The organism is Sulfurivirga caldicuralii (assembly GCF_900141795.1).
GTDB classification, from domain to species: Bacteria; Pseudomonadota; Gammaproteobacteria; order Thiomicrospirales; family Thiomicrospiraceae; genus Sulfurivirga; species Sulfurivirga caldicuralii.
Genome location: NZ_FSRE01000003.1, coordinates 237,113 through 259,498 on the forward strand (window position 1 = coordinate 237,113; position 22,386 = coordinate 259,498).

A 22,386-nucleotide genomic window follows, 5' to 3' on the forward strand; every position below is an offset into this window, starting at 1 on the left:
GGACAACAACCGCACCCTCTTGGATCTGCAAACTTATTGAATCGGCGGCCATTTTGCCAAAAAACGCAGACGGCTGAACAGGCTTTCCAGCCCATGACCTGAACGCCTAGCGTATCTGCGTTGGCGCTGCTTTCTCGGCCAGCTTGACCTCGCCGGAAAGGGGGAGACGCTGTTCGAGCGCCAGCACAACGCCATTGTGTGGATCATGGCGCCAGAACTGGGCGTGTAACCCGCCATGCCCGACCCAGGCCACGTAATACATATCCTGTTCTCCCGGATAGCGCACCAGCTCCAACGCTTGCGAAGGCGAAGCGGTTTTCACACGCTCAATCAGCGATGTCGGGGTATCTGGGTCAGCAGCGGACAGTTTGTCGATACTCTCGACCAGCAGCACCGGCGTCCCCTGCGGCTGCTGGAGATGGTCCTTGAGCGCCTCCAACGCCCCATTACTCAATACCACGCATCCTTTACTGGATGCGGGGGGCCGGGCGTATAGATCCGGCGGGGTGCCATGCAGCCAGATGCCGGAACCGGTACGCCCCACAAAACGATCCCACGGATTGGGATAATCCAGTACCAAGGCCCCATCGCCGTAAATGGGCGGAAGGTCCGCACCATTGCGCCACTCGGTAATGCGATACAGCCCCACCGGCGTACGCTGATCCCCCTTGCGCGCCTTGCCGATCCCGCCGGCGCCCTTGCTGATATAAGTATCCAGCGCCAGTCGAAGCTGTCCCGAGTGGTTTTCGAACAGGTACAGGCGCGAGGCGCTCAAATCTACCACCACCCACCATGGCTGTTGACCCGGCGAGAGAATCAGATTATGCACCCACTGCTCCGGCGTAATAGCCTGCTCGGCATACTGCCAGCGCAGGCGCGCCTCGGCCAGAATCTGACGCACCGTATCCCGGTGCCAGGCGTGCAACTTTTTCAGCACCACCTTATCCCCTGCCAGCCGAGCATTCAGCTCTACGCTCAGCACCTTGCCCATGGGGTAATTGGGGAACTGGCTTCGCAACGTTTCTGCCCGGGCACGGGCCGTATCAATGTCGCCGGACTGGAGGGCTTTCAGAATGCCGATAAGATGGGCTTCAGGGTCTTCGAAAGCGGGCGCAGATAAGGTACACAATGAGAGTGTCAATCCAATGATCAGTCCCCAGACTGCTTTCACCGCACGACCTCTTCCTTGGTGATCTTCCAGCCATTCGGCTGCTGCTGCCATTCTAACCGCTTGAGCACCTGATCTCTAAAAAGATTGGATTCATATACCTGCTTGAAGCGCACCTGCCAGCGCTGCGCATCCACCGCCTTCCACTGAATATTCTGCAGGGATACGCGGATAAAGTCCGGCTTGCTAATGAGCAAGCGCCGCTGCTGCACCCACTGGGCATGATCACGCATGCCCGGCGCATGAAAATCCTCGGCATACGCCTTCAGGTAAGCAGCAACGTTCTGCGCGCTCCATGCAGCCCGCCACGCCTCCAGTGCTGCCCGCAAGTCTGCCGGGGGCATTTTCGTGACCGCTGCCGATTGCTGAGGCGCCTCAGCCTTGGCCGCGGCTGTCTCCGCAGGGACGGATTTATCCGCTGTCGCCGTGGCCGGCACAGGCAATGGCTCAGGTTTGACTTGAGAGGGCGAGGTTTTCGCTGGCTGCGCTACGGCAACCTTTTTCGCAGGCGGCGGTGGCACCAGTTTGATGGCCACCCGCTGCGGCCCTGCCGCCTTGGGAAACAGTTCCTTGTAAGCGGCACGGGCCTGATAACTGCGCACCCCCTTGAGCATCTGCCAGATCGTGGCGCTGCGCGCATCGGCCATCAGCGCCGCCTCCAGATGCTGCCCTGCCGCTTCCATCTTGCCCAGACGGATCAGCACCGCGCCCATATTGGCATGCCACACCTGCTTGGGCCACTGGGCACGCGTTTTCTCCAGCAGCGTTTTGGCGCGCACAAAAAGACCTTTTTTTACCAGCGCCTGCAGCTCACCATAAGGGGGGTCCCCGACTTTTTCAACGTCCGCTTTTTCGGCGGCCAGCGCGGTGGCGCTTTTGGCCAGTGAAAACAGCAGAAACAGGACAAAAAGAGTGGTTTTCACCCCAGTTGCACCAGGTTGGTTCGCAGGCGCTTGATCTGGTCACGCAGCTGCGCGGCCTTTTCGAACTCCAGGTCCTTGGCGGCCTGATACATCTCTTTCTCCAGTTTCTTGAGCAGGCGGCTGACTTTTGCCGGAGTCATGTTGCGCACATCATAGCCAGGCTGGGGCTCGGCCGCCTTGGCTGCCTTCTGCTGCCGCGGCGCGTAGGGCGAATCCTCGAGGATGTCATTGACCTTCTTGTTCAGCCCCTTGGGCGTGATGCCGTGCGCTTCGTTATAGGCGATCTGCTTGGCGCGACGCCGCTCGGTTTCCTCGATAGCGCGACGCATGGAATCAGTTATTTTATCCGCATACAGGATGGCCCGCCCCTTCGGATTGCGAGCAGCGCGACCAATGGTCTGGATGAGCGAGCGGTCAGAACGCAGAAAGCCCTCCTTGTCCGCATCGAGAATGGCCACCAGCGCCACCTCGGGAATGTCCAGCCCTTCACGCAGCAGGTTGATGCCCACCAGGACGTCAAACTCGCCCAGGCGCAGGTCGCGCACGATCTCGATGCGCTCCACCGTGTCGATGTCGGAGTGCAGGTAGCGCACGCGTACGTTGTGCTCTTCGAGGAATTCGGTGAGGTCTTCGGCCATGCGCTTGGTCAGCACCGTGACCAGCACGCGCTCACCGGCCTCCACGGCCAGATTGATCTCGCCCAGCAGATCCTCCACCTGCGTGCTGGCGGGGCGCACGTGGATTTCGGGGTCCACCAGTCCGGTGGGGCGCACCACCTGCTCCACCACACGACTGGACTTCTCCAGCTCGTACGGCCCCGGCGTGGCAGAGACGAAAATGGTCTGCGGCATCAGCCGCTCGAATTCCTCGAACTTGAGCGGGCGGTTGTCCATGGCCGAGGGCAGACGGAAGCCGTAGGTGACCAGGTTTTCCTTGCGCGAGCGGTCCCCCTTGTACATGCCGCCGATCTGCGGCACGGTGACGTGGCTTTCGTCGATGAACATGAGCGCATTGGCCGGCAGGTAGTCCATCAGCGTGGGCGGCGGCTGGCCGGCGTCGCGCCCGGAGAGGTAGCGGGAGTAGTTTTCGATGCCGGTGCAGTAGCCCAGCTCCAGCATCATTTCGATATCCAGCTTGGTGCGCTCTTCTAGCCGCTGCGCCTCCACCAGCTTGTTCTGCGCGCGCAGCTCATCAAGCCGCTCCTTCAGCTCCAGCTTGATCTGCTCGATGGCTGCCAGAATGCGTTCGCGCGGGGTGACATAGTGGGTTTTCGGATAGACGGTGATGCGGGTGACATCCTTGACCACCTCGCCCGTGAGCGGGTCGAACCAGCTGAGCCGCTCCACTTCGTCGTCGAACAGCTCGATGCGGATGGCGTACTGCTCCGATTCGGCCGGAAACACGTCGATCACCTCGCCGCGCACGCGGAAAGTGCCGCGCCACAGCTCCACATCGTTGCGCTGATACTGCATGGCCACCAGCTTCTGCAGCAGCTCGCGCTGACGGATGGTATCACCCAGGCGCAGCTGCAGGATCATTTTCAGGTACTGCTGCGGGTCGCCCAGACCGTAGATGGCGGACACCGTGGCAATGAGAATCACGTCTTCCCGCTCCAGCAGCGCCTTGGTGGCCGACAGACGCAGCTGCTCGATCTGCTCGTTGACGCTGGCGTCCTTGGCAATGTAAGTGTCGGACTGCGGCACATAGGCTTCCGGCTGGTAGTAGTCGTAGTAGGAAACGAAATACTCCACCGCATTGCGAGGGAAAAACTGCTTCATCTCCCCGTACAGCTGCGCCGCCAGGGTCTTGTTGTGGGCGAGGATGATAGTAGGGCGCTGCACCTCGGCGATCACATTGGCCATGGTGAAGGTCTTGCCGGAACCGGTCACGCCCAGCAGGGTCTGAAACGCCTCGCCGCTTTCCAGCCCGTCCACCAGCTGCGCGATGGCCTCGGGCTGATCCCCCGCGGGTTGATAGTCCGACACCAGTTCAAACGCCTTGCCCATGCGTGTTTCGCCTCACAACTGCAAAAAAATAAGGTTAAAATCAATCCAATTGATTATACCGCCTGCAGGCGCCGTCAATCCGGCCGCCGCAGCATCGAACCAGCAGGAGTATTGCGATGGAGTACCCCCAGTCCAAACGTGTCAGCGCTGTGCAACCCTCCCCCACGCTCGTCATTACCGCCAAGGCCGCAGAACTGCGCCGTCAGGGGCGCGACATCATCAGTCTGGGCGCCGGCGAACCGGATTTTGATACGCCCGCCCACATCAAGGCCGCCGGCATCCGCGCCATCGAGGAAGGCAAGACCCGTTACACCGCGGTGGATGGCATCCCTGAACTGAAACAGGCGGTGGTGGACAAGTTCAAGCGGGACAACCAGCTGGACTTCACCCCGGCGCAGGTGCTGGTCTCCTCCGGTGGCAAGCAGAGCCTCTACAACCTGTTTCAGGCGCTGCTCAACCCAGGCGACGAAGTGATCATCCCCGCGCCCTACTGGGTCTCCTACCCGGACATGGTCAAGCTGGCCGAAGCCGTGCCTGTGATTGTTTCTGCGGGCATCCGCCAGGGCTTCAAGGTTACTGCGGGACAGATCGCCGACGCCATGACCGAGCGCACCCGCATGCTGATCCTCAACAGCCCCAACAACCCCAGCGGAGCTGTCTACACCGCCCGCGAACTGGAAGCCATCGCCAGCGTGCTGCGCCGTCACCCGCAGGTCCTCATCGTCACCGACGACATGTATGAACACATCATTCTGGACGATGTTCCCTTCACCAATATTCTCAATGTGGCGCCGGACCTGTATGAACGCACCGTGGTGTGCAACGGCGTCTCCAAGGCCTACGCCATGACCGGCTGGCGCATCGGCTACGCCGCCGGCCCTGAGCCGATCATCGCCGCCATGCGCAAGGTGCAGTCACAGAGCACCTCCAACCCTTGCTCCATTTCCCAGTATGCGGCGCTGGAAGCCCTCAACGGGCCGCAGGACTGCATTGATGTGATGGTGGCTGCCTTCCGGGAACGCAACGAATTTGTTTATGAACGGGTCAACCAGATCGCGGGCATGAAGAGCCTGCCGGCCAAGGGGGCGTTCTACAGCTTTATCGACGTCAACGGCGTGCTGGCATCGCACGGCTATGCGGATGACATCGAACTGGCATCGGACTTGCTTGAAAACGCCGAGGTGGCGGTGGTGCCCGGCACCGCCTTCGGCGCCCCGGGACACATCCGCATCAGCTTCGCCACCAGCCTGGACGCCCTGCGCACCGCGCTGAGCCGCATTGAACGCCATCTTAATCGGGACTGAACATGGGAAAGAACCGCCTGATCGACCGCTATCTGGAGGCACTCACCGCCGCCGAAAGCGAAAATACGGCGCTGAAAACGCTGGAAAAGGCGCGCCTGCTGCGGGTACCGCCCAACCCCATTCACTACACGCTGCTGTTCGACTATCTGGCGGAAGTGGATCCCTTTCTGATGGAGCAGCTGGAAACGGCCCTCAAGCTGAAAGCCTACAACGACGACACCGCCGACGAGCTGTACCAGCGCTACATCACCCATCTCATCAGCCGCCACCTGCCGGTGGATCAGGCGGAAGATACCCTGCGGCGCATGAAAGAAGAGCTGGAGCGCTGGCTGGAAGAGTTCAGCAGCGAACATAACGCCCTGCGCGTCGATATCGAAACCCTCAGGGAAGACCATCACGACATTGCCGAGGCAATCATTGACAAGGTGATCCTGCCGCGCCTCGAAGCCATCGAAAAGCGCTCCGAAAACCTGGTCAGGCAGGTAGAGCAGTTTGCCGTGCAGATGGAACGCCTGCGTGCCAAGCTGACCAGCAGCTACGAGGAGGCGCGCACTGACCCTCTGTCCACCCTGCTGAATCGCCGCGGCCTCATGGAGGCACTGAAGCGGTTGGTGAGCGAAGCCGAGGAGAGCGATACGCCCTTTGCCGTCATCATGTGCGACATCGATCATTTCAAGCGCATCAACGACAACTACGGCCATACCGTGGGCGACAGCGTCATTCGCTATGTGGCGCGCGTGCTCAAGAACGAAACCAAGGGGCAGGATCTGGTCGCACGCCTCGGTGGAGAGGAGTTCGTGGTCGTATTGCCCAACACCAGCTACGAAGGCGCACGCCACGTGGCCGAAAAAATCCGCGAAACCATCGCCAACAAGAAGCTGGCCGTCCGCCTTAACAACAAGCCATTGCGCTTTACCCTTTCAGCAGGCGTAGCCATGTGGCGCCCCGGCGAAAGCATCGAAGACGTGTTCGAACGAGCCGACCGCGCCCTGTATCGCGCCAAGCAGCAGGGACGCAACCGCGTTGTCGGAGGAGCCGACCTGCTGTGAACGTGCTGCGCCCGCTGATTGGTCTGGTTGTGCTGCTGCCACTACTGTGGAGCTGCAGCGATAATGACCGCTCCACCGAAGCACTCGAAAAGCCGGCGTTTCACAATGCCCTGTTCGATACCTTCGTTGCCCAGTTGACCACCAACCAAACCCAGCTGGTGCAGCCTATTCCATACACCGTGCCGGTCAACCACAAGGCAGCCGCACTGGGAAAACAGCTCTATTTCAGCCCGTTTCTCTCCGCCAACAACACCATCGCCTGCGCCACCTGCCACATCCTCTCCCAGGGGGGCGACGACAACCGCCCCGTCTCCATCGGCATCCACGGTCAGAAAGGCGAGCTGAACACCCCCACCGTGCTCAATGCCGGCTTTAATCTGGCCCAGTTCTGGGACGGACGCGCCACTACCCTGGAAGAGCAGGCAGCGTTTCCGCTCACCGCCGCACACGAAATGGGCAACCCCTCTCTGCAGGCGGTCATCGAACGCCTCAATGCTGATGCCACCTGGCGGCAGCGCTTCATGGATACTTTTGGACAGCCGGCCAGTGTTGAGGCGCTCACCTTCGCCATCGCCGAGTATGAACGCACCCTGATCACCCCCGGCAGCCGCTTTGACCGCTATCTGCAGGGGGACGACTCGGCGCTGACGCCGCTGGAGAAACAGGGCTGGGCGCTGTTCCAGACCCGCGGCTGTATCGGCTGCCATCAGGGCATCAATCTGGGCGGCAACCTGTTTCAGAAAGCCGGCGTATTCGAGCCGCTGACCATCGGGGAAAAGTGGCAGGGGCGCTTTCATGTCACCCACGATCCTGCCGACCGCTATATGCTCAAGGTACCCACCCTGCGCAACATCGCCGAGACGGCCCCCTATTTCCATGACGGCCAGGTCAAAACGCTAGAGACGGCAGTACGCCTGATGATCCAGCACCAACTTGGCCTGATCCCCGACGATCACGACGTAACAGCACTGGTCGCCTTTCTGAAGACCTTGTCTGCACCGGTGCGGGAGGATGGCTCATGAAACGCATCCCCGCCCGTTTCCAACAGCTGACGCTGCGTTTTGGCGTCGTGGCCGTGGCAGCCCTGGCATTCACCCTGCTGCTGGCCTTTGCACTGACGCGCAACCCCTTTCTTGAACTGGGGCCCCAACTGGAAGAAAAATTTCAGTCGCTGACACTGCACGTGCTACAGCTGCAACAACAGACCGGCGAACTGGACCTTCTCGCACGCACCCGTTACGACACCCAGAACTCCCTGATCAAACTGATCGAGTCTGATCTGCGTCTGGCCGCCCCCTTGGTGGACGCCAGCGGCGACAGCGAGGCCCAGCAGCTTTTTCGTGATTTGCGCGCACTGTTCGAGCAAAAAAAACAGGCACTGCGCCATGCGCAAAAGGCTCATGCCATTGCGATCAACAGCTACGCCACCCTGCCCCCCCTGGGCGATCAGTGCCAGCAACAACAGAAAGCGGTCGAAGCCTCATTTGATCCACACACCATCCTTGATCAACTGATCCGGCTTCCGTTCATGGGGCGCGTGGACGAGCGCTCCCTTTTAAACCAGCTGCACACGCTGGATACCCTGCTCAATACCTCGGTGCAATCGAGCGCCTGCCGCCTCTTTTTGCGCCACGCAACGACATTTGTGCGCGAATATGCGCGTCTGATCCAGTTTCAACGCCAGGCCGACCTCAGCAGCCTGTATCAACGCACAGAATATCTGGGCCGACGTTTCGACACCCTGCTGAATGAAGCCCGGGCCCAACAGAAGCGCCTCAACCAGATCCTGCTGCTGGCCACACTGGTACTCGCCGCGCTGGCGATTGCCGCCCTGATCAGCCTGCAGCGCCACGCCCGAGCGCTAGAAAAGCAGCAGGACGACCTCAAGCGCCTCAACCGCTTCTACCGCGCCTTGAGTGAAGTCAACGAAGCGATTGTCGCCATGCCAGATCGATCGTCTCTGCTGCAGAAAACGGCCCGCATTCTCAACGAAACCCTCGAGCTGCTGGCCGCCGCCATTCTGGAAGTGGACCCCAGCTCCGGCTGGCTGAAACTGGTGGCCGGCAGCAGCGCCAACCCGGACGCGCGCAACACGATGGCGAAGCTGCGCATCAGCGTGGATGAAAACAGACCCGAAGGGCGTGGGCTGGCGGGTGAAGCCTGCCGCAGCCTGCGCATCGCCCATGCGGACAATTATCAGCAGGACGCACGTTTTGCGCCCTGGAAGCCTCTGGGACAGCGTTACAACGTCCAGAGCCTTGCCGCGCTGCCGGTGGAAGTTGAAGGGCGCTGCGAGCTGGTCATCATGCTGTATGACACGCACCCTACTGCCTTTACGCCAGAGCTGCTGCATCTGTTGGACGAAATCCGCCAGGACATCGGCTATGCCCTCACGCGCCTGAAAATGCTCGAGCGGCAGAAGGCACAGGAAGCCCAGCTGCAGCTGGCCGAAATCGCCTTCAACGCCAAGGAAGGCATCGCCATTATCAACGGCGATGGACGCATTCTGCGCGCCAACGAAAGCCTGCACGCCATGCTCGGCCTGACAGATAATGAACTGGCAGGCAAGCGGGCGCACCTGCTGTTTGCCGATCAGACCCTGTTCATGCAGCTTATGAACCTGCTCGACGCCGAACAGGATACCTGGCATGGCGAGATCACCCTGCAGCGCATCAACGGCGAGCATATCCCGGCAGCCATTACCCTCACCCGTGTCCCGCAGGATTTCGACCAGGCGGCCTATGTTCTGCAGGCGCTCGACCTGAGCGAAAAGCGCGCGCTGGAGCGGGCACTGGAACGCCAGCGCCATACCAATGCGATCACGGGCCTGCCCAATCGAGAGAGTCTGCTGCTGCAGCTGCAGACCCTGCTGGATAATGTGATGGATCGCAACGATCTCGGCCTGTGTATCCTGCTCAATCTGCGCCAGTTCAAGACCATCAACAACTCTCTTGGTTTCACGCAGGCCAATGAACTGCTGAAAAAGGTAGGCCAACGCCTGCAGAGCAAGCTGGATTTCCCCCATATTACCGCTCACAATGGCGCGGACGAATTCTTTATCGTGCCACTGCAGTTTTATCGCGATGAACAGGCGGCCCGGGACAGCTGGAACACCCTTGCCGCGCAACTGCGCGAGCTGTTCAATGCACCCATTACCGTAGGCGATCGCCAGATACACCTCGAATTCTATGCTGGCATTACCCTGTTCACGGCCGCCGACAACGCTGAGGATATCCTCACCCACGCCACCACAGCCATGGGTGCTGCCAAGAGCGAACAGAAAACCTGTATGTTCTATGCACCGGAAATGGATCAGCTGGCCGCCCGTCGCCTGGATCTGCGCAACGCGCTGGAACGCGCCCTGAGGCAGGCGGCCTTTGAGTTGCACTATCAGCCGGTGGTCGATGCCCGCACGGGCAAGCCGCAGCTGGTCGAAGCCCTGTTGCGCTGGCGGCGGGACGGAGAGTTGGTGCGCCCGGATCAGTTTATCCCCGTGCTCGAAGAACACCCGCAGCTGATGATCGAGGTGGGCCGCTGGGTATTACGTCAGGGCCTCAACGATCTGCTCCACATGCAGACGGTCGCCGGCGACGGCTTTGGTGTGGCCATCAACCTCTCCAGCCATCAGATGAACGACCCCGAGCTGGAAACGCTCGCCCACGAGCTGGTGATGACTCTTGGACTCAATCCGGCCACCATCACCCTCGAACTGACCGAAAGCGCCCTCGTTTCCGATCTGGACAGGGCGCGCGCCTTTATCGACCGCTGCCATGGCATGGGCGTGCAAACCGCCATCGACGACTTCGGCACCGGCTACGCCTCGCTGGCCTACCTGCAGCACTTTCCCACCAACAAGATCAAGCTGGACAAGGCCTTTGTCGACCCCATCGATCCCAATGTTCCCAAGTCCTTCGCCATCCCCGAAGCGGCCATTACCATGGCCCACGCACTGGGAGCGCAACTCATCGCCGAAGGCGTGGAGACCGAGGTGCAAGCCCGAACCCTTGCAAAGCTCGGCGCCGACATGATTCAGGGCTATTACTTCAGCCGTCCGTTGCCGCTGGATGAGCTGCTGGCCTATCTCAAAGCCCAACACGCATCATGATTCCCACCTGGCTGATCAGCGGCGGCCTCGGCAGCGGCAAGACCACCACCGTGCAACAGCTGCTACGCAAGAAACCCGCTTATGAACACTGGGCGCTGCTCATCAACGACTTCGGCGCCGTGGGATTGGATGCTGCCCTGCTGGCCAATCAGGGGGCCACGGTGCATGCCGTCGAAGGCGGCTGCGCCTGCTGCAGCGGGGCGGGTGCGCTGGAGGCAGCGCTGCAGGAGGCAATGAACCATGCCCCCGACCGCCTGCTCATCGAACCCTCCGGCATGAGCGTCGCCGATGTGCTGGTGGATACGCTGCTGCGCCATGAAGGCATCGAACTGCACGGCGTGATCTACGTGCTTGATGCCGCCCACGCCGATCCACAAGAACTGATCCGCTGGCAGAGCGTGCTCAACCAGCTCACACTGGCCGATCTGGTGCTACTCAACAAGACCGATCTGGCGCCGCCCGGCCGCTGTGATGCGCTTGAACGGGTGCTGGACAGCCTTTACCCACCCAAAACCGTGCTGCGCACGCAAAATGGTACGCTGGATCTCGCCACGCTGGAGGCGCTGCAGCCCTACCGCGGACCGCGCTTTATGCCCCCCGCTGCCCCGCACCAGCACGGTGGTGCTGTCACCACCACAACGCTGCAAAACTGGCCCCACGGCGGCGAAAAGCGCATCCAGCAGGGCATTTCGGCCTCCACTGGCTGGTTATGGCCACCTGAAACCGCTTTCGACTGGCGTGGCGCAAAACGGCTGCTGGAAAAAGTCGGGGACCCCCCTTATGGAGACGTGCAGCGCCTCAAGGCGGTGCTGCATATCGGCGAGGGGCGCTGGATGGCATTTCAATGGATGCATGGTCAGCTGACGCGCGAGCTAAGCAGCTGGCGGCGGGATTCACGGCTGGAGATTATCCACGGAGCGTCCTTTGATACCTCGGCCTTTGAACAGGCCCTGCGGCAAACCTGCATCCGCTGACTTGCTCATCTTTCGCCAACCTCTTCACCCAGATCAGGATTTATACATCCCCCCCAAAAAATTTTTATGAGCCCGTCCTTGCGATCATGCACAAAGTTATCCACAGGCCGATCCCTCTGATCACGCCGTCTGCGCCCCCGTCATGGGGATAAATGCCTGTGAACAAGGGCCAATTTTTGCCGTTGCACCGCCTGCGCAATTACACTATATTTGGAAACCTTGCATGACGTCACAACTATATATAGCGCTTTTTCGCAAATTCGCACACAAGACGTTAGCACCCGGTTCTTAACATGCGCTGCCACCTGCTGCAGCCAAGTTATTGAGCGCCGGTGCAAGGGTTTGTTTTTATAGCCGCCAGTTATTCACAGGATCGCAGCATGACCGAACAGCAGATACTCGTCACCAAACGCGACGGCCGCAAGGAGCCGCTCGATCTGGAAAAGATTCACCGCGTGATCACCTGGGCCGCCGAAGGGCTGGAGGATGTTTCCGTCTCCGAGGTGGAATTGCGCGCCCATATCCAGTTCTACGACGGCATGACCACCTCCGAGATCCACGAGACCATCATCAAGTCCGCTGCCGACCTGATTTCGGAAAAGGCGCCGGACTATCAACACCTGGCCGCCCGTCTGGCGATCTTCCATCTGCGCAAACGGGCCTTCGGCCGCTTTACCCCGCCGTCGCTGTTCGAGCACGTAAACAAGATGGTGCGCGCCGGCCGCTATGACAAGCACCTGCTGGATGACTACACCCGCGAGGAGTTCGCCGAGCTGGACGAGCACATCGACCACGAGCGCGACATGAACTTCTCCTACGCCGCGGTAAAGCAGCTGGAAGGCAAGTATCTGGTGCAGAACCGCGTCACCGGCGAGATCTACGAGTCGCCGCAGTTCATCTACATGCTGATCCCCATGTGCCTATTTGCCCACTATCCAAAAGAGCAGCGCCTCGATCTGATCAAGCGCTTCTACGACGCCGCCAGCCAGTTCAAGCTGAGCCTGCCCACGCCGATCATGTCCGGCGTGCGCACGCCCACGCGCCAGTTCAGCTCCTGCGTGCTCATCGAGTGCGATGACTCGCTGGATTCCATCAACGCCACCGCATCGGCCATCGTGAAATACGTTTCCCAGCGCGCCGGCATCGGCGTCAATATCGGCCGCATCCGCGCACTGGGCTCGCCCATCCGCGGCGGCGAGGCATTCCACACCGGGCTGATTCCGTTCATCAAGCACTTCCAAACGGCGGTGAAGTCCTGTTCCCAGGGCGGCGTGCGCGGCGGTGCAGCCACGCTGTTCTACCCCATCTGGCATCTGGAAGTGGAAAGCCTGCTGGTGCTGAAGAACAACCGCGGTGTGGAAGAGAACCGCGCTCGCCATCTGGACTATGGCGTGCAGATCAACCGCCTCATGTACAAGCGCCTGATCGAAGGCGGCGAGATCACCCTGTTCAGCCCCTCTGACGTGCCCGGGCTGTACGACGCTTTCTTCAACGATCAGGACAAATTCGAACGCCTGTACCACATCTACGAAGCGGATGACTCCATTCGCAAGAAGCGCATCAAGGCGATCGACCTATTCACCATGCTGGCGCAGGAGCGCGCCCAGACCGGCCGTATTTACGTGCAGAACGTGGACCACTCCAACACCCACAGCGCCTTCGACGAGCAGGTAGCGCCGGTGCGTCAGTCCAACCTGTGCATGGAAATCACCCTGCCCACCAAGCCGCTGGAAGAGGTGAACGACCCCAATGGCGAGATCGCGCTGTGCACCCTGTCCGCCTTTAACCTGGGCGCACTGGAGAATCTCGACGAGCTGGAAGAGCTGTCCGAGCTGATCGTGCGCGCGCTGGATGCCCTGCTGGACTATCAGGACTACCCCATCCCGGCGGCCAAGCGCGGCAGCCTCAACCGCCGCACCCTTGGCGTGGGTGTGACCAACCTGGCCTACTATCTGGCCAAGCACGGCACGCGCTACTCCGACGGCTCCGCCAACGGGCTGGTGCACCGCACCTTCGAGGCGATCCAGTACTATCTGATCAAGGCGTCGGTCAATCTGGCCAAGGAACAGGGACCGGCGCCGTGGTTCAACGAAACCAAGTACGCCCAAGGCATTCTGCCCATTGACACCTACAAGGACGATGTCAACGAGATCTGTGACGAGCCGCTGCATCTGGACTGGGACAGCCTGCGCGAAGAAATCAAACAGCACGGCATGCGCAACTCCACCCTCACCGCGCTGATGCCGTGCGAAACCTCCTCGCAGATCACCAACTCCACCAACGGGATCGAGCCGCCGCGCGGCTACGTCTCCGTCAAGGCGTCCAAGGACGGCATCCTCAAGCAGGTGGTGCCCGAGTTCAAGACGCTGCGCGACAACTACGAGCTGCTGTGGCAGATTCCGGACAACAAGGGCTATCTGCAGCTGGTGGCCATCATGCAGAAGTTCGTGGATCAGTCCATCTCGGCCAACACCAACTACGATCCCAAGCGCTTCCCGGACGAAAAGGTGCCCATCAAGGCGATCCTGAAGGACATCCTCTACGCCTACAAGCTGGGTGTGAAGACGCTCTACTACCACAACACCCGCGACGGCGTTTCCGACGCGCAGGAAGACGACGGCTGCGCCGGCGGCGCCTGCAAGCTGTAAGACCCTGCAGCAGCGCAGGCCACTGACGAACCGCGCTCCGGCGCGGTTTTTTATTCCTCTGCCGAAAACAGCCCTGCTGTGCATGCACGAACGGCCCGTGCACCAGCAACGAATGGTTTCAGGAAAATGCTGCCGCCAAGCGGTGCTCTGCGAAGGGGTCCCCGACTTTTTTGAGCGGCAATTTTTTTCGCCCCTCACCTCAGGGCTGCAGAGGTCCGATGCGCCGGCCCCAATCGCGCAATTGGGTCCGCAAGGTCTGATAATCCGGGAGCTGGGCGGCCACATGGGCCCAGAAACGGGAGGAGTGGTTCATTTCATGCAAATGGGCCAGCTCGTGCACGATGACATAGTCCACCAGCGGCTTAGGCACCTGTGCAAGATTGAGTGCAAAGGCCACACGCCCACGACTGGAGCAGCTGCCCCAGCGGCTTTTCATGTTGGTAATGACCACACGGTTCGGTTCACACCCCATGCGCGCGCTCCATACTGGAAGCCGCTCCGACAAATACACTTGCAGGGCATCGCGGGCGTCAATGCTGGTCAGCGGATGCGACACACCCCAAAGAAAGGTTTGTCGCGGTGTCTGCCGGGACAGCGCGCTCTCGATCCAGGCATGGTTGGCCACCACGAAAGCTTCGATGGTGCGGCGGGACGCGTGCGGTGGCACGCGCACCTCCACGCCGGTATCGGTCATTACCAACGCCATGCGCCGCCGTCGTGGATGCACCTTGACCGGAATCTGAAAGGGTGGGCTGTGAATCATCATAGCGCGATTATAATGCGCCCATGGCCTATCTGACCCTTGCCGCCCCGGCCGATGCCGAAATCGAAATCAGGAAAAGTCGCTTCCATGCGTTTGCCTTCCCAATTACCGACCGTGAACAGGCCCTGCAAGAAGTAAATGCGCTCAAAGCCCGCTACCCAGATGCGCGACATCACTGCTGGGCCTATCTGCTCGGCAATCCGGCGGGCAGCGCTTCCGCCGGCATGGACGACAACGGCGAACCCGCCGGCACCGCCGGTCGCCCCATTCTGAACGTGCTGCAGCACAAAAAAGTGGGCGATACCCTCATTGTGGTGGTGCGCTGGTTTGGCGGCATCAAGCTCGGTGCCGGCGGGTTAACACGCGCCTACAGTCAGGCCGCCCAATCGGTGCTCGACCACGCCGAGCTGGTGGAACGCGCGCCCATGCAGCGGCTGCACATTGCGCTCCCATTTTCAGACGAACATGCGTTACGACACCTGCTCGCTCAGTACGGCGGCACGCTGGATACCCTCACCTATGAGAGCCAGGGTATCGCAGCAGAGGTATCCCTTCCCGAATCGTCCGGCAGCCAGGCCGAGTGGCCGCATACATGGCAGATCACACCCGTCTGAAAGTGCGCCCTGCCTGAATTTGCTGGGTACCTTCTCTTTCAAGCCATGGCGCATAATCTCTGCGCTGTCTGCGGGCAATACTGCGTACACGGCTGCACATTTGAACGGGAACAAAAACGAAAACGAAATGATTTACAGTACCTTCAGGCGTGGACAAGGAAGGGGGTATGCCCCCTGCTGGACTCGAACCAGCGACCTACCGATTATGAGTCGGCAGCTCTAACCAACTGAGCTAAGGGGGCATAATACGGGCAGAACAACAGCAGCCATTTCGCAAGAAGCGGCCACAAAAAAGCCGCCCGAAGGCGGCTTGGCATTATACCCGAACGGCTGATAAACCGCTTATTCGAGAAAGCTCTTGAGGCGATCCGCCCGCGAGGGGTGGCGCAGCTTGCGCAGCGCCTTGGCTTCGATCTGACGGATGCGCTCGCGGGTGACATCGAACTGCTTGCCCACTTCCTCAAGGGTGTGGTCGGTGTTCATGCCGATACCAAAGCGCATCTGCAGCACCTTGGCCTCGCGCGGCGACAGGGAAGCCAGCATTTCGTGCACGGTTTCGGACATGGCTTCCCTGTCTGCCACTTCGGACGGGTTGGGAATATTGGTGTCCTCGATAAAATCGCCCAGTGAGCTGTCTTCGTCGTCCCCCACCGGGGTTTCCATGGAGATGGGCTCCTTGGCGATCTTCATCACCTTGCGCACCTTGTCTTCCGGCATTTCCATCTCTTCGGCCAGCTCTTCCGGCGTGGGCTCGCGGCCCAGCTTCTGGATGAGCACACGCTGCACGCGGTTGAGCTTGTTGATGGTCTCGATCATGTGCACCGGAATACGGATGGTGCGCGCCTGGTCGGCGATGGAGCGGGTAATCGCCTGCCGGATCCACCAGGTGGCATAGGTGGAGAACTTGTAGCCGCGGCGGTATTCGAACTTGTCCACCGCCTTCATCAGGCCGATATTGCCCTCCTGAATCAGGTCGAGGAACTGCAGGCCACGGTTGGTGTACTTCTTGGCGATGGAAATCACCAGGCGCAGGTTGGCCTCCACCATTTCACGCTTGGCGGCGCGCATCTTCTGCTCGTGGCGACTGATGTCCTTGTACAGCTCCTTGAAGTGGCTGATGGGCATGCGGCTTTCGATCATCTTGAGACGCTTCTGCGCCCGGTTGATCTCGGGACGCAGCGCCTCCAGCTGCTCGGCCTTCTGGGGAAAGCGCTCGATGAGGCGATCGACGAAGTCGCGATCAATTTCGTGCCCCACGTAGAGCTCGAGGAAGTCCTTGCGCGAAATGCCGGCCTGATTGACCACCAGATCGAGAATAACGCGCTCGAACTTGCGGATCTCGGAAATCTTGCCCTTCAGCTCAGCCAGGAACGCATTGGTGAAGTTAGGGGTGAGCTTGGCCATTTTCAGGTGCTCGACCACCGCTTCCCGCTTCTTGCGCGCACGCTCATCGTCTGCACCGTATTTCTGCTCGGCCTTTTCCGCGGCCGTATGCAGCTTGCGAAGCTTGTCCACGAACGCCTTGACCTCTTTCGGGTCCATGCCGTCCTTGTCCATCTTGTCGATATCCGGGTTGAGCTTTTCGTCCGGAATATCCTCGAAATCTTCGGGGCGCAGGAAGCCCTGAACAACGTCAGCCAGTTTGCCTTCGCCCTCGTCCATGCGCTCAAAGGCTTCGAGAATGCGCTCCGCCAGCAGCGGGTAGCGGGCCAGGCCGCTCATCATGCCGCGCTGACCGGCTTCGATGCGTTTGGCGATTTCAATCTCGCCCTTGCGGCTGAGCAGTTCCACCGAGCCCATTTCGCGCATGTACATGCGGACCGGGTCGGTGGTGCGGCCGAATTCCGAGTCCACTTCAGACAGGGCGATCATCGCGGCTTCGGCGGCCTTTTCATCAAAGACGCCGCCTTCCACGGTCATCAACTCGTCAGAGTCGGGCGTGGATTCAAAGAAGGGGATGCCAAAGTCCTTGAGAATGGTGATAACCTGATTGACCTGATCCTCTTCCGCATCTTCCGGCATGACGTCGTTGACGTCGGAATAGGTCAGATAGCCAAGTTCCTTGGCACGTTCGATCAGGTCGATGAGTTGCTGTTTGCGTTCTTGACGAGTAGCCTGGGCCATAGTTGTGCTGTGTCCTCCACAATTGCAATCGGTGTCCAGCTGGGGACGGGTCACGCATGTTCGCCAGTTTTGAGCTCAAAAGCCAACCGGTGACACACTCGCTGAGGTGCCGCGACGGGATCACGCTTCAGGGGGTCAGTCCGGAAATGTTCGGGCGACTACTCTGCTAACCAATAAGTCGGATCAAATGATAAATTATAACACCTTTCAACAGCTTATCGGCATCCACGCCGAAAAACTTGAACGGTCATGCCGTGTAAATAGGGCCTATTCACCCCGTTTCAAGGCGGCGATGGCGGAAATATCGTCGGTGGTCGCCAGCTCGATGGCCTCGATCAGTCGCTGCAGCAGCGCCTGAAACTCGGCATCGCGATTTTCGCCGGGCGGAGGCAGCTCCAGCCGCTGCAGGATCGTCACCAGCGCCTCCTGTCCATGTTCTCGCAAGGCCTGCACCACGGTGGCCTCGTCCGCGTCATTCAGAAGCGTTTCGATCAGCCACGCCAGCATGGGTGCGCCCTCCACCGGCGCCGCCCGCAACAGTGCCACATCGTCTGCACTGAACCAGGCGCGCGCCCTCGCAGGTTCCGCCAGCAGATGACGCGCCAGACGATGCGCCAGCCCCACCACCGGCGGCGCCTGCCACTGGGGTTTCTTCACGCCTTCGCTGCGGGCATAGGGCAGATAGATGCCCAGCTCCCTGCCCAGCCGCCATGCCGGAATGCCCAATGCACCGGCCGCCTGCTCGGCCAGCGCGGACTGATACCACCCCTTCGCCCGCTGCAGCCACGGTTTGATTTCCGCCAGAAACAGCCGCCGTCCCTCCTGCTCGCTCAGCGGCACCGGCAACGCGGCGACGATCTGCTCGACCACAAAGTCGACCAGCGGCGGGGCCGAATCGAGCTGCTGCTGAAAACCCGCCTTGCCCTGCTTGCGCACCCAGCTGTCGGGATCTTCACCCGGGGGCAGAAACAGAAAACGCGCACTCTGCCTTTCGTTCAAGCGCGGCAACAGCAGCTCCACGGCCTTCCAAGCCGCCTTGCGTCCGGCAGCATCGCCGTCAAAGCTGAACACCACCGTATTCACTTCGCGATACAACCGATCCAGATGCGCTTCGGTCACGGCGGTGCCCAACGTCGCCACGGCATTGGGAAAGCCGTGCTGCGCGAGGGCGATCACGTCCATATAGCCTTCCACCACGATGATGAGATCGGCTTTGACCCGTGCCTGGTGCATTTCATAAAGGCCATAGAGCACCTGCCCCTTGTGAAAAATGGGGCTTTCCGGCGAATTGAGGTACTTGGGCTTTTCATCGCCCAGCACGCGCCCGCCAAAGCCCAGTACGCGGCCGCGCACATCACGGATAGGGAACATGATGCGGTTGCGGAAGCGATCATAGGTTCCCTGCTTGCCTTCCTTGCGGATGCGCAGCCCCACCGTTTCCAGCGCCTCCTCGTAGTCTGTGATGGGCGTAAAGGCACGATCGAGACTGCTCCAGCCGGGTGGCGCGAACCCCAGGTAATAGCGCTTGGCGATTTCGGGGGTTAGGCCACGCTGACGCAGATAGGCCTTGGCCGCTTCCGCATCGGGATGGTCGCGCAACTGCTGGCGGTAGAAGCGCGCGGCGTGTGCCATCAGATCGTAGAGTGTGGCCTGCGCCTTCTGACGCTGCGCCTGCTCCGGCGTCAGCTTCTGATAGGGCACCTGCAGGCCTACCTGCTGCGCCAGCGCCTCAACGGCATCGGTAAAGCTAAGCCCATCGTATTCCTGCAGGAACTTGATGGCATCCCCGCTGGCACCGCAGCCGAAGCAGTGATAGAACTGCTTGGAGGGAATGACATTAAACGATGGCGTCTTTTCGCTGTGGAAGGGACAGCAGGCCACGTAATTGCGCCCCGCCTTTTTCAGCGGCACGCGCTGGCCGATAACCTGAACGATATCAGTCTGCGCCAGCAGTTGCTCGATAAACGCCCGCGGGATCTGACCGGCCATACGCCTCCTGATGGGTGCGGCACCCCTTTACAGGTACCAGAAACAGAAAAGCCTGCACATCGGCAGGCTTTTCATTGAACAGTGATTCCGGCGTTTTTTCAACCGGCCAGTTTCGCCTTCACCTTCTTGCTGACTTCAGCCATGTCGGCACGTCCCTGCATTTTCGGCTTGAGCACGCCCATGACCTGTCCCATGCCCTGCATGCCACTGGCACCGGTTTCGGCGATGGCCGCCTCGATCATGGCGTCGATCTCGGCTTCGCTCAGAGGCTGCGGCAGGAACTCCTGAATGACTTCCATCTCGTAGCGTTCCTGCTCGGCCAGCTCGGGGCGTCCGGCATTTTCATACTGCTCGATGGAATCGCGGCGCTGCTTGACCTGCTTGTCGAGCACGGCAATGATGTCGTCATCGCTCAGGTGTTTCTGGCTGTCCACTTCCACCTGCTTGATGGCGGCCAGCATGCTGCGGATGACGCCCAGACGCTTCTTGTCGCCTGCCTTCATGCAGGCTTTCATTTCCTGAGTCAGCTGCGCCTTGAGATCAGACATGGTCTGGACCGATCAGTGACGGCGGTTCTGCATCATGCGGCGACGCTCGCGTGACAGGCGCTTGGCCAGACGCTTGATCGCAGCAGCTTTCTTGCGCTTGCGCGCCCAGGTGGGCTTTTCGTAATACTCGCGGCGACGCGCTTCGGCGATGATGCCGGCCTTTTCACATGCACGCTTGAAACGACGCAGGGCGACGTCAAACGGCTCGGTTTCACGAATCTTGACTACTGGCATAATTCTGTTTCCGTCCTGTTAAGGGTTTTCAAAGAAAGGCGAATTATAACCATGGCGTTAAGTCATTGCAAACGTTTACACAATTTCAGTTTTCACGCCGCGCTGGCATGCCCATGCTGAACGAATAACGCCTGCCTCAAGCATGCCGGCCACGGACTGCACACGCTCCCCTCTCCATAACCTTTATACAGCTATTCAGCGCATGCATTTGTGCGTCAGCGCAAACCCTCGACCAGACGCTTTTGGCTACAATGTAGCGACTCAAGATTAACGGACGCCGTGCATGAATCTGGAATCCATTCGCACCCTGATTAAAGATGACATAAAAGCCACCGATGCGTTGATCCTCAATCGCCTCGCCTCCGATGTCGTGCTGATCAACCAGATTGGGCACTACATTATCAACAGTGGTGGCAAGCGCTTCCGCCCCCTGCTGGTCCTGCTTGGCGCCCGGGCGTGTGGCTACGAAGGGACACACCATCATGTCATGGCGGCGGCCATCGAGTTCATTCACACCTCCACGCTTCTGCACGACGATGTGGTGGATGAATCCCATACCCGCCGCGGACGGCGCACCGCCAACGACGTCTGGGGCAACGCAGCCAGCGTACTGGTGGGGGATTACCTTTATTCACGCTCGTTTCAGCTGATGGTGGAACCCGGCTCCATGCGTCTGATGGAGATGATGGCGGAAGCCACCAACGTCATTGCCATGGGTGAGGTGATGCAACTGCTCAATATCCACAACGCCGATGTGGATGAAGCCACCTACATGGAAGTGATTAATCGCAAGACGGCCAAGCTGTTCGAGGCCGGCCTGCGCGTGGGCCCCATTCTGGTGGACCGCCCCGACTGGGAAGAGGTGCTGGCTCTGTATGGCTGCCATCTGGGGGCCGCCTTTCAGCTGGTGGACGATGCGCTGGACTATATGGGCGACCCGCAAACCTTGGGCAAGAACGTGGGCGACGACCTGGCGGAGGGCAAGCCGACCCTGCCACTGATTCACGTGCTGCATCAGGGCAATGAAGCGGATCGTGCGCTCATCCGGAAAGCCATCGAATCCGAAGACGGTGCGCAGTATCTGAACGAGGTCATCGAAGTGATCAAGCGCAGCGGCGCGCTGGACTATACGCTGCAGCGTGCCCGTGAAGAAGCCGACAAGGCGAAGAAGCTGCTGTTTGTTCTGCCGGAATCCCCCTATCGGGACGCCCTGGCTTCCCTGGCCGAACTGGCCGTCCAACGGGATCACTGAACCACCGAAAACCCTGGCGACTATCCGTTCGCCGCGCGCCCGCGCCCCATGATATTTCTGACCTGACGGTGCTCATTCAGCTCGCGCAGCTGACGGTGCAGGCGCTCATCACGGGTGCGCACGAACAGCTTGTACAGGTCCAGATTGCGCAAGCGTGTCTTCTTCCAGTCGATGCGGTCGATAATCCAGTGGGCGATAAAGCGAATGATGTGGCACTCGTCGCGGTGCGCATAGATCAGTTTGGGCACATAGTCGGGCCCTCTGAGCCGCTCCACTACAATCTTGCCTCGTTTGGGATCCGGATAGATGCGCAGGAAGCTGTTGTCCTCATCGCGCACACTGATGCCCTCGTAAAGCCGGACCACGCCCCCCATGGAAAAGCTCACCTTGGTAATGAGCAGACTTTCCGACTTGCCGCTCCACCCCGGCACAAACACAAAGATGTTCTGCTGGCGCACCTGACGCATGAACTTTTCCACCAACTCAAAGGAAACAAAATGGTGGCTGTCCGCCTGCTCAAACTCGCGCACCATGGCGCGGTCTTCCGCCCGCTCCAGCAGGCGCATAAAATAGAATAGCGCCGGTTGCGCCGGCAATTCGTTCTTGCGCCGACGCTGTCTGCGATCCTGAGTTTCCTTTTTCTGCTTTGCCATCGTTTCTCCACTCCCGATACTCTCACTATCGG

General features: G+C 60.2%; 17 protein-coding genes and 1 tRNA gene. 8 read left to right on the forward strand and 10 right to left on the reverse strand.

The window, feature by feature from the left end; all coding sequences use genetic code 11:
* Nucleotides 1-106: 106 nt before the first annotated feature.
* From BUQ81_RS06985 to uvrB, 3 genes are read right to left on the reverse strand one after another with little or no spacing between them, the layout of a single operon-like run.
* Nucleotides 107-1,171, reverse strand: a complete 1,065-nt coding sequence (locus BUQ81_RS06985) for a L,D-transpeptidase family protein (RefSeq protein ID WP_074201664.1) — start codon at nucleotides 1,169-1,171, stop codon at nucleotides 107-109.
* The gene (locus BUQ81_RS06990) at nucleotides 1,168-2,091 is read right to left on the reverse strand and encodes a nuclear transport factor 2 family protein (protein ID WP_074201665.1); all 924 of its coding nucleotides are present in this window, start codon (nucleotides 2,089-2,091) and stop codon (nucleotides 1,168-1,170) included. The genes BUQ81_RS06985 and BUQ81_RS06990 overlap by 4 nt, the downstream gene beginning before the upstream one ends.
* Nucleotides 2,088-4,097, reverse strand: coding sequence for an excinuclease ABC subunit UvrB (uvrB, locus tag BUQ81_RS06995; RefSeq protein ID WP_074201666.1), 2,010 nt, complete (start codon nucleotides 4,095-4,097; stop codon nucleotides 2,088-2,090). The genes BUQ81_RS06990 and uvrB overlap by 4 nt, the downstream gene beginning before the upstream one ends.
* A gap of 116 nt (nucleotides 4,098-4,213) precedes the next feature.
* Here uvrB and BUQ81_RS07000 point away from each other — a divergent pair, with 116 nt between their 5' ends.
* From BUQ81_RS07000 to nrdA, 6 genes are all read left to right on the forward strand, one after another.
* Nucleotides 4,214-5,401 (forward strand): pyridoxal phosphate-dependent aminotransferase, encoded by a 1,188-nt coding sequence (locus tag BUQ81_RS07000; RefSeq protein ID WP_074201667.1) that lies wholly within the window; start codon nucleotides 4,214-4,216, stop codon nucleotides 5,399-5,401.
* Between the two features lie 2 nt (nucleotides 5,402-5,403).
* A complete protein-coding gene (locus BUQ81_RS07005) occupies nucleotides 5,404-6,450 on the forward strand; it encodes a GGDEF domain-containing protein (RefSeq protein ID WP_074201668.1) in 1,047 nt (348 codons plus the stop codon).
* On the forward strand, nucleotides 6,447-7,472 hold the full coding sequence (locus BUQ81_RS07010; protein ID WP_159432274.1) for a cytochrome-c peroxidase: 1,026 nt from the start codon (nucleotides 6,447-6,449) through the stop codon (nucleotides 7,470-7,472). The genes BUQ81_RS07005 and BUQ81_RS07010 overlap by 4 nt, the downstream gene beginning before the upstream one ends.
* Nucleotides 7,469-10,555: an EAL domain-containing protein gene (locus BUQ81_RS07015; protein WP_074201669.1), complete on the forward strand. Its 3,087-nt coding sequence runs from the start codon at nucleotides 7,469-7,471 to the stop codon at nucleotides 10,553-10,555. Before BUQ81_RS07010 ends, BUQ81_RS07015 begins: the two co-directional genes overlap by 4 nt.
* Complete coding sequence (locus tag BUQ81_RS07020) at nucleotides 10,552-11,529, forward strand: CobW family GTP-binding protein (protein WP_074201670.1); 978 nt, start codon at nucleotides 10,552-10,554, stop codon at nucleotides 11,527-11,529. Before BUQ81_RS07015 ends, BUQ81_RS07020 begins: the two co-directional genes overlap by 4 nt.
* Nucleotides 11,530-11,909: 380 nt before the next feature.
* Entirely contained in the window at nucleotides 11,910-14,177 is a 2,268-nt protein-coding gene (gene nrdA, locus BUQ81_RS07025; protein ID WP_074201671.1) for a class 1a ribonucleoside-diphosphate reductase subunit alpha, read from the forward strand.
* Nucleotides 14,178-14,376: 199 nt separating this feature from the next.
* Here nrdA and BUQ81_RS07030 read toward each other — a convergent pair whose 3' ends face one another.
* On the reverse strand, nucleotides 14,377-14,943 hold the full coding sequence (locus BUQ81_RS07030; protein WP_084188293.1) for a M48 family metallopeptidase: 567 nt from the start codon (nucleotides 14,941-14,943) through the stop codon (nucleotides 14,377-14,379).
* Between the two features lie 20 nt (nucleotides 14,944-14,963).
* On the opposite strand from BUQ81_RS07030, the gene BUQ81_RS07035 reads away from it, so the two are divergent.
* Nucleotides 14,964-15,554, forward strand: a complete 591-nt coding sequence (locus tag BUQ81_RS07035; protein ID WP_074201672.1) for an IMPACT family protein — start codon at nucleotides 14,964-14,966, stop codon at nucleotides 15,552-15,554.
* A 168-nt stretch (nucleotides 15,555-15,722) separates the two neighbouring features.
* On the opposite strand, the gene BUQ81_RS07040 is transcribed toward BUQ81_RS07035, so the two are convergent.
* The 5 genes from BUQ81_RS07040 to rpsU form a co-directional block, all read right to left on the reverse strand.
* Nucleotides 15,723-15,796, reverse strand: a tRNA-Ile gene (locus BUQ81_RS07040).
* Nucleotides 15,797-15,896: 100 nt separating this feature from the next.
* Nucleotides 15,897-17,678: an RNA polymerase sigma factor RpoD gene (rpoD, locus tag BUQ81_RS07045; RefSeq protein WP_074201673.1), complete on the reverse strand. Its 1,782-nt coding sequence runs from the start codon at nucleotides 17,676-17,678 to the stop codon at nucleotides 15,897-15,899.
* A 267-nt stretch (nucleotides 17,679-17,945) separates the two neighbouring features.
* Nucleotides 17,946-19,667, reverse strand: a complete 1,722-nt coding sequence (gene dnaG, locus BUQ81_RS07050) for a DNA primase (protein WP_074201674.1) — start codon at nucleotides 19,665-19,667, stop codon at nucleotides 17,946-17,948.
* A 98-nt stretch (nucleotides 19,668-19,765) separates the two neighbouring features.
* Nucleotides 19,766-20,215, reverse strand: a complete 450-nt coding sequence (locus tag BUQ81_RS07055) for a GatB/YqeY domain-containing protein (RefSeq protein WP_074201675.1) — start codon at nucleotides 20,213-20,215, stop codon at nucleotides 19,766-19,768.
* A gap of 12 nt (nucleotides 20,216-20,227) precedes the next feature.
* Nucleotides 20,228-20,449, reverse strand: a complete 222-nt coding sequence (gene rpsU / locus BUQ81_RS07060; protein WP_074201676.1) for a 30S ribosomal protein S21 — start codon at nucleotides 20,447-20,449, stop codon at nucleotides 20,228-20,230.
* Between the two features lie 283 nt (nucleotides 20,450-20,732).
* Between rpsU and ispB the strand changes: the two genes are divergently transcribed.
* Complete coding sequence (gene ispB / locus BUQ81_RS07065; protein ID WP_074201677.1) at nucleotides 20,733-21,701, forward strand: octaprenyl diphosphate synthase; 969 nt, start codon at nucleotides 20,733-20,735, stop codon at nucleotides 21,699-21,701.
* A gap of 20 nt (nucleotides 21,702-21,721) precedes the next feature.
* On the opposite strand, the gene BUQ81_RS07070 is transcribed toward ispB, so the two are convergent.
* Nucleotides 21,722-22,354, reverse strand: coding sequence for a hypothetical protein (locus tag BUQ81_RS07070; protein ID WP_074201678.1), 633 nt, complete (start codon nucleotides 22,352-22,354; stop codon nucleotides 21,722-21,724).
* Nucleotides 22,355-22,386: the final 32 nt, after the last annotated feature.

Bases quoted from the DNA above. Each gene is read 5' to 3' on its own strand.
- BUQ81_RS07015 (WP_074201669.1), top strand. From the start codon at position 7,469: ATGAAACGCATCCCCGCCCGTTTCCAACAGCTGACGCTGCGTTTTGGC.
- dnaG (WP_074201674.1), bottom strand. From the start codon at position 19,667: ATGGCCGGTCAGATCCCGCGGGCGTTTATCGAGCAACTGCTGGCGCAG.
- rpoD (WP_074201673.1), bottom strand. From the start codon at position 17,678: ATGGCCCAGGCTACTCGTCAAGAACGCAAACAGCAACTCATCGACCTG.
- BUQ81_RS07030 (WP_084188293.1), bottom strand. From the start codon at position 14,943: ATGATGATTCACAGCCCACCCTTTCAGATTCCGGTCAAGGTGCATCCA.
- nrdA (WP_074201671.1), top strand. From the start codon at position 11,910: ATGACCGAACAGCAGATACTCGTCACCAAACGCGACGGCCGCAAGGAG.
- BUQ81_RS07020 (WP_074201670.1), top strand. From the start codon at position 10,552: ATGATTCCCACCTGGCTGATCAGCGGCGGCCTCGGCAGCGGCAAGACC.
- rpsU (WP_074201676.1), bottom strand. From the start codon at position 20,449: ATGCCAGTAGTCAAGATTCGTGAAACCGAGCCGTTTGACGTCGCCCTG.
- BUQ81_RS07000 (WP_074201667.1), top strand. From the start codon at position 4,214: ATGGAGTACCCCCAGTCCAAACGTGTCAGCGCTGTGCAACCCTCCCCC.
- ispB (WP_074201677.1), top strand. From the start codon at position 20,733: ATGAATCTGGAATCCATTCGCACCCTGATTAAAGATGACATAAAAGCC.
- uvrB (WP_074201666.1), bottom strand. From the start codon at position 4,097: ATGGGCAAGGCGTTTGAACTGGTGTCGGACTATCAACCCGCGGGGGAT.
- BUQ81_RS07055 (WP_074201675.1), bottom strand. From the start codon at position 20,215: ATGTCTGATCTCAAGGCGCAGCTGACTCAGGAAATGAAAGCCTGCATG.
- BUQ81_RS07035 (WP_074201672.1), top strand. From the start codon at position 14,964: ATGGCCTATCTGACCCTTGCCGCCCCGGCCGATGCCGAAATCGAAATC.
- BUQ81_RS07005 (WP_074201668.1), top strand. From the start codon at position 5,404: ATGGGAAAGAACCGCCTGATCGACCGCTATCTGGAGGCACTCACCGCC.
- BUQ81_RS07070 (WP_074201678.1), bottom strand. From the start codon at position 22,354: ATGGCAAAGCAGAAAAAGGAAACTCAGGATCGCAGACAGCGTCGGCGC.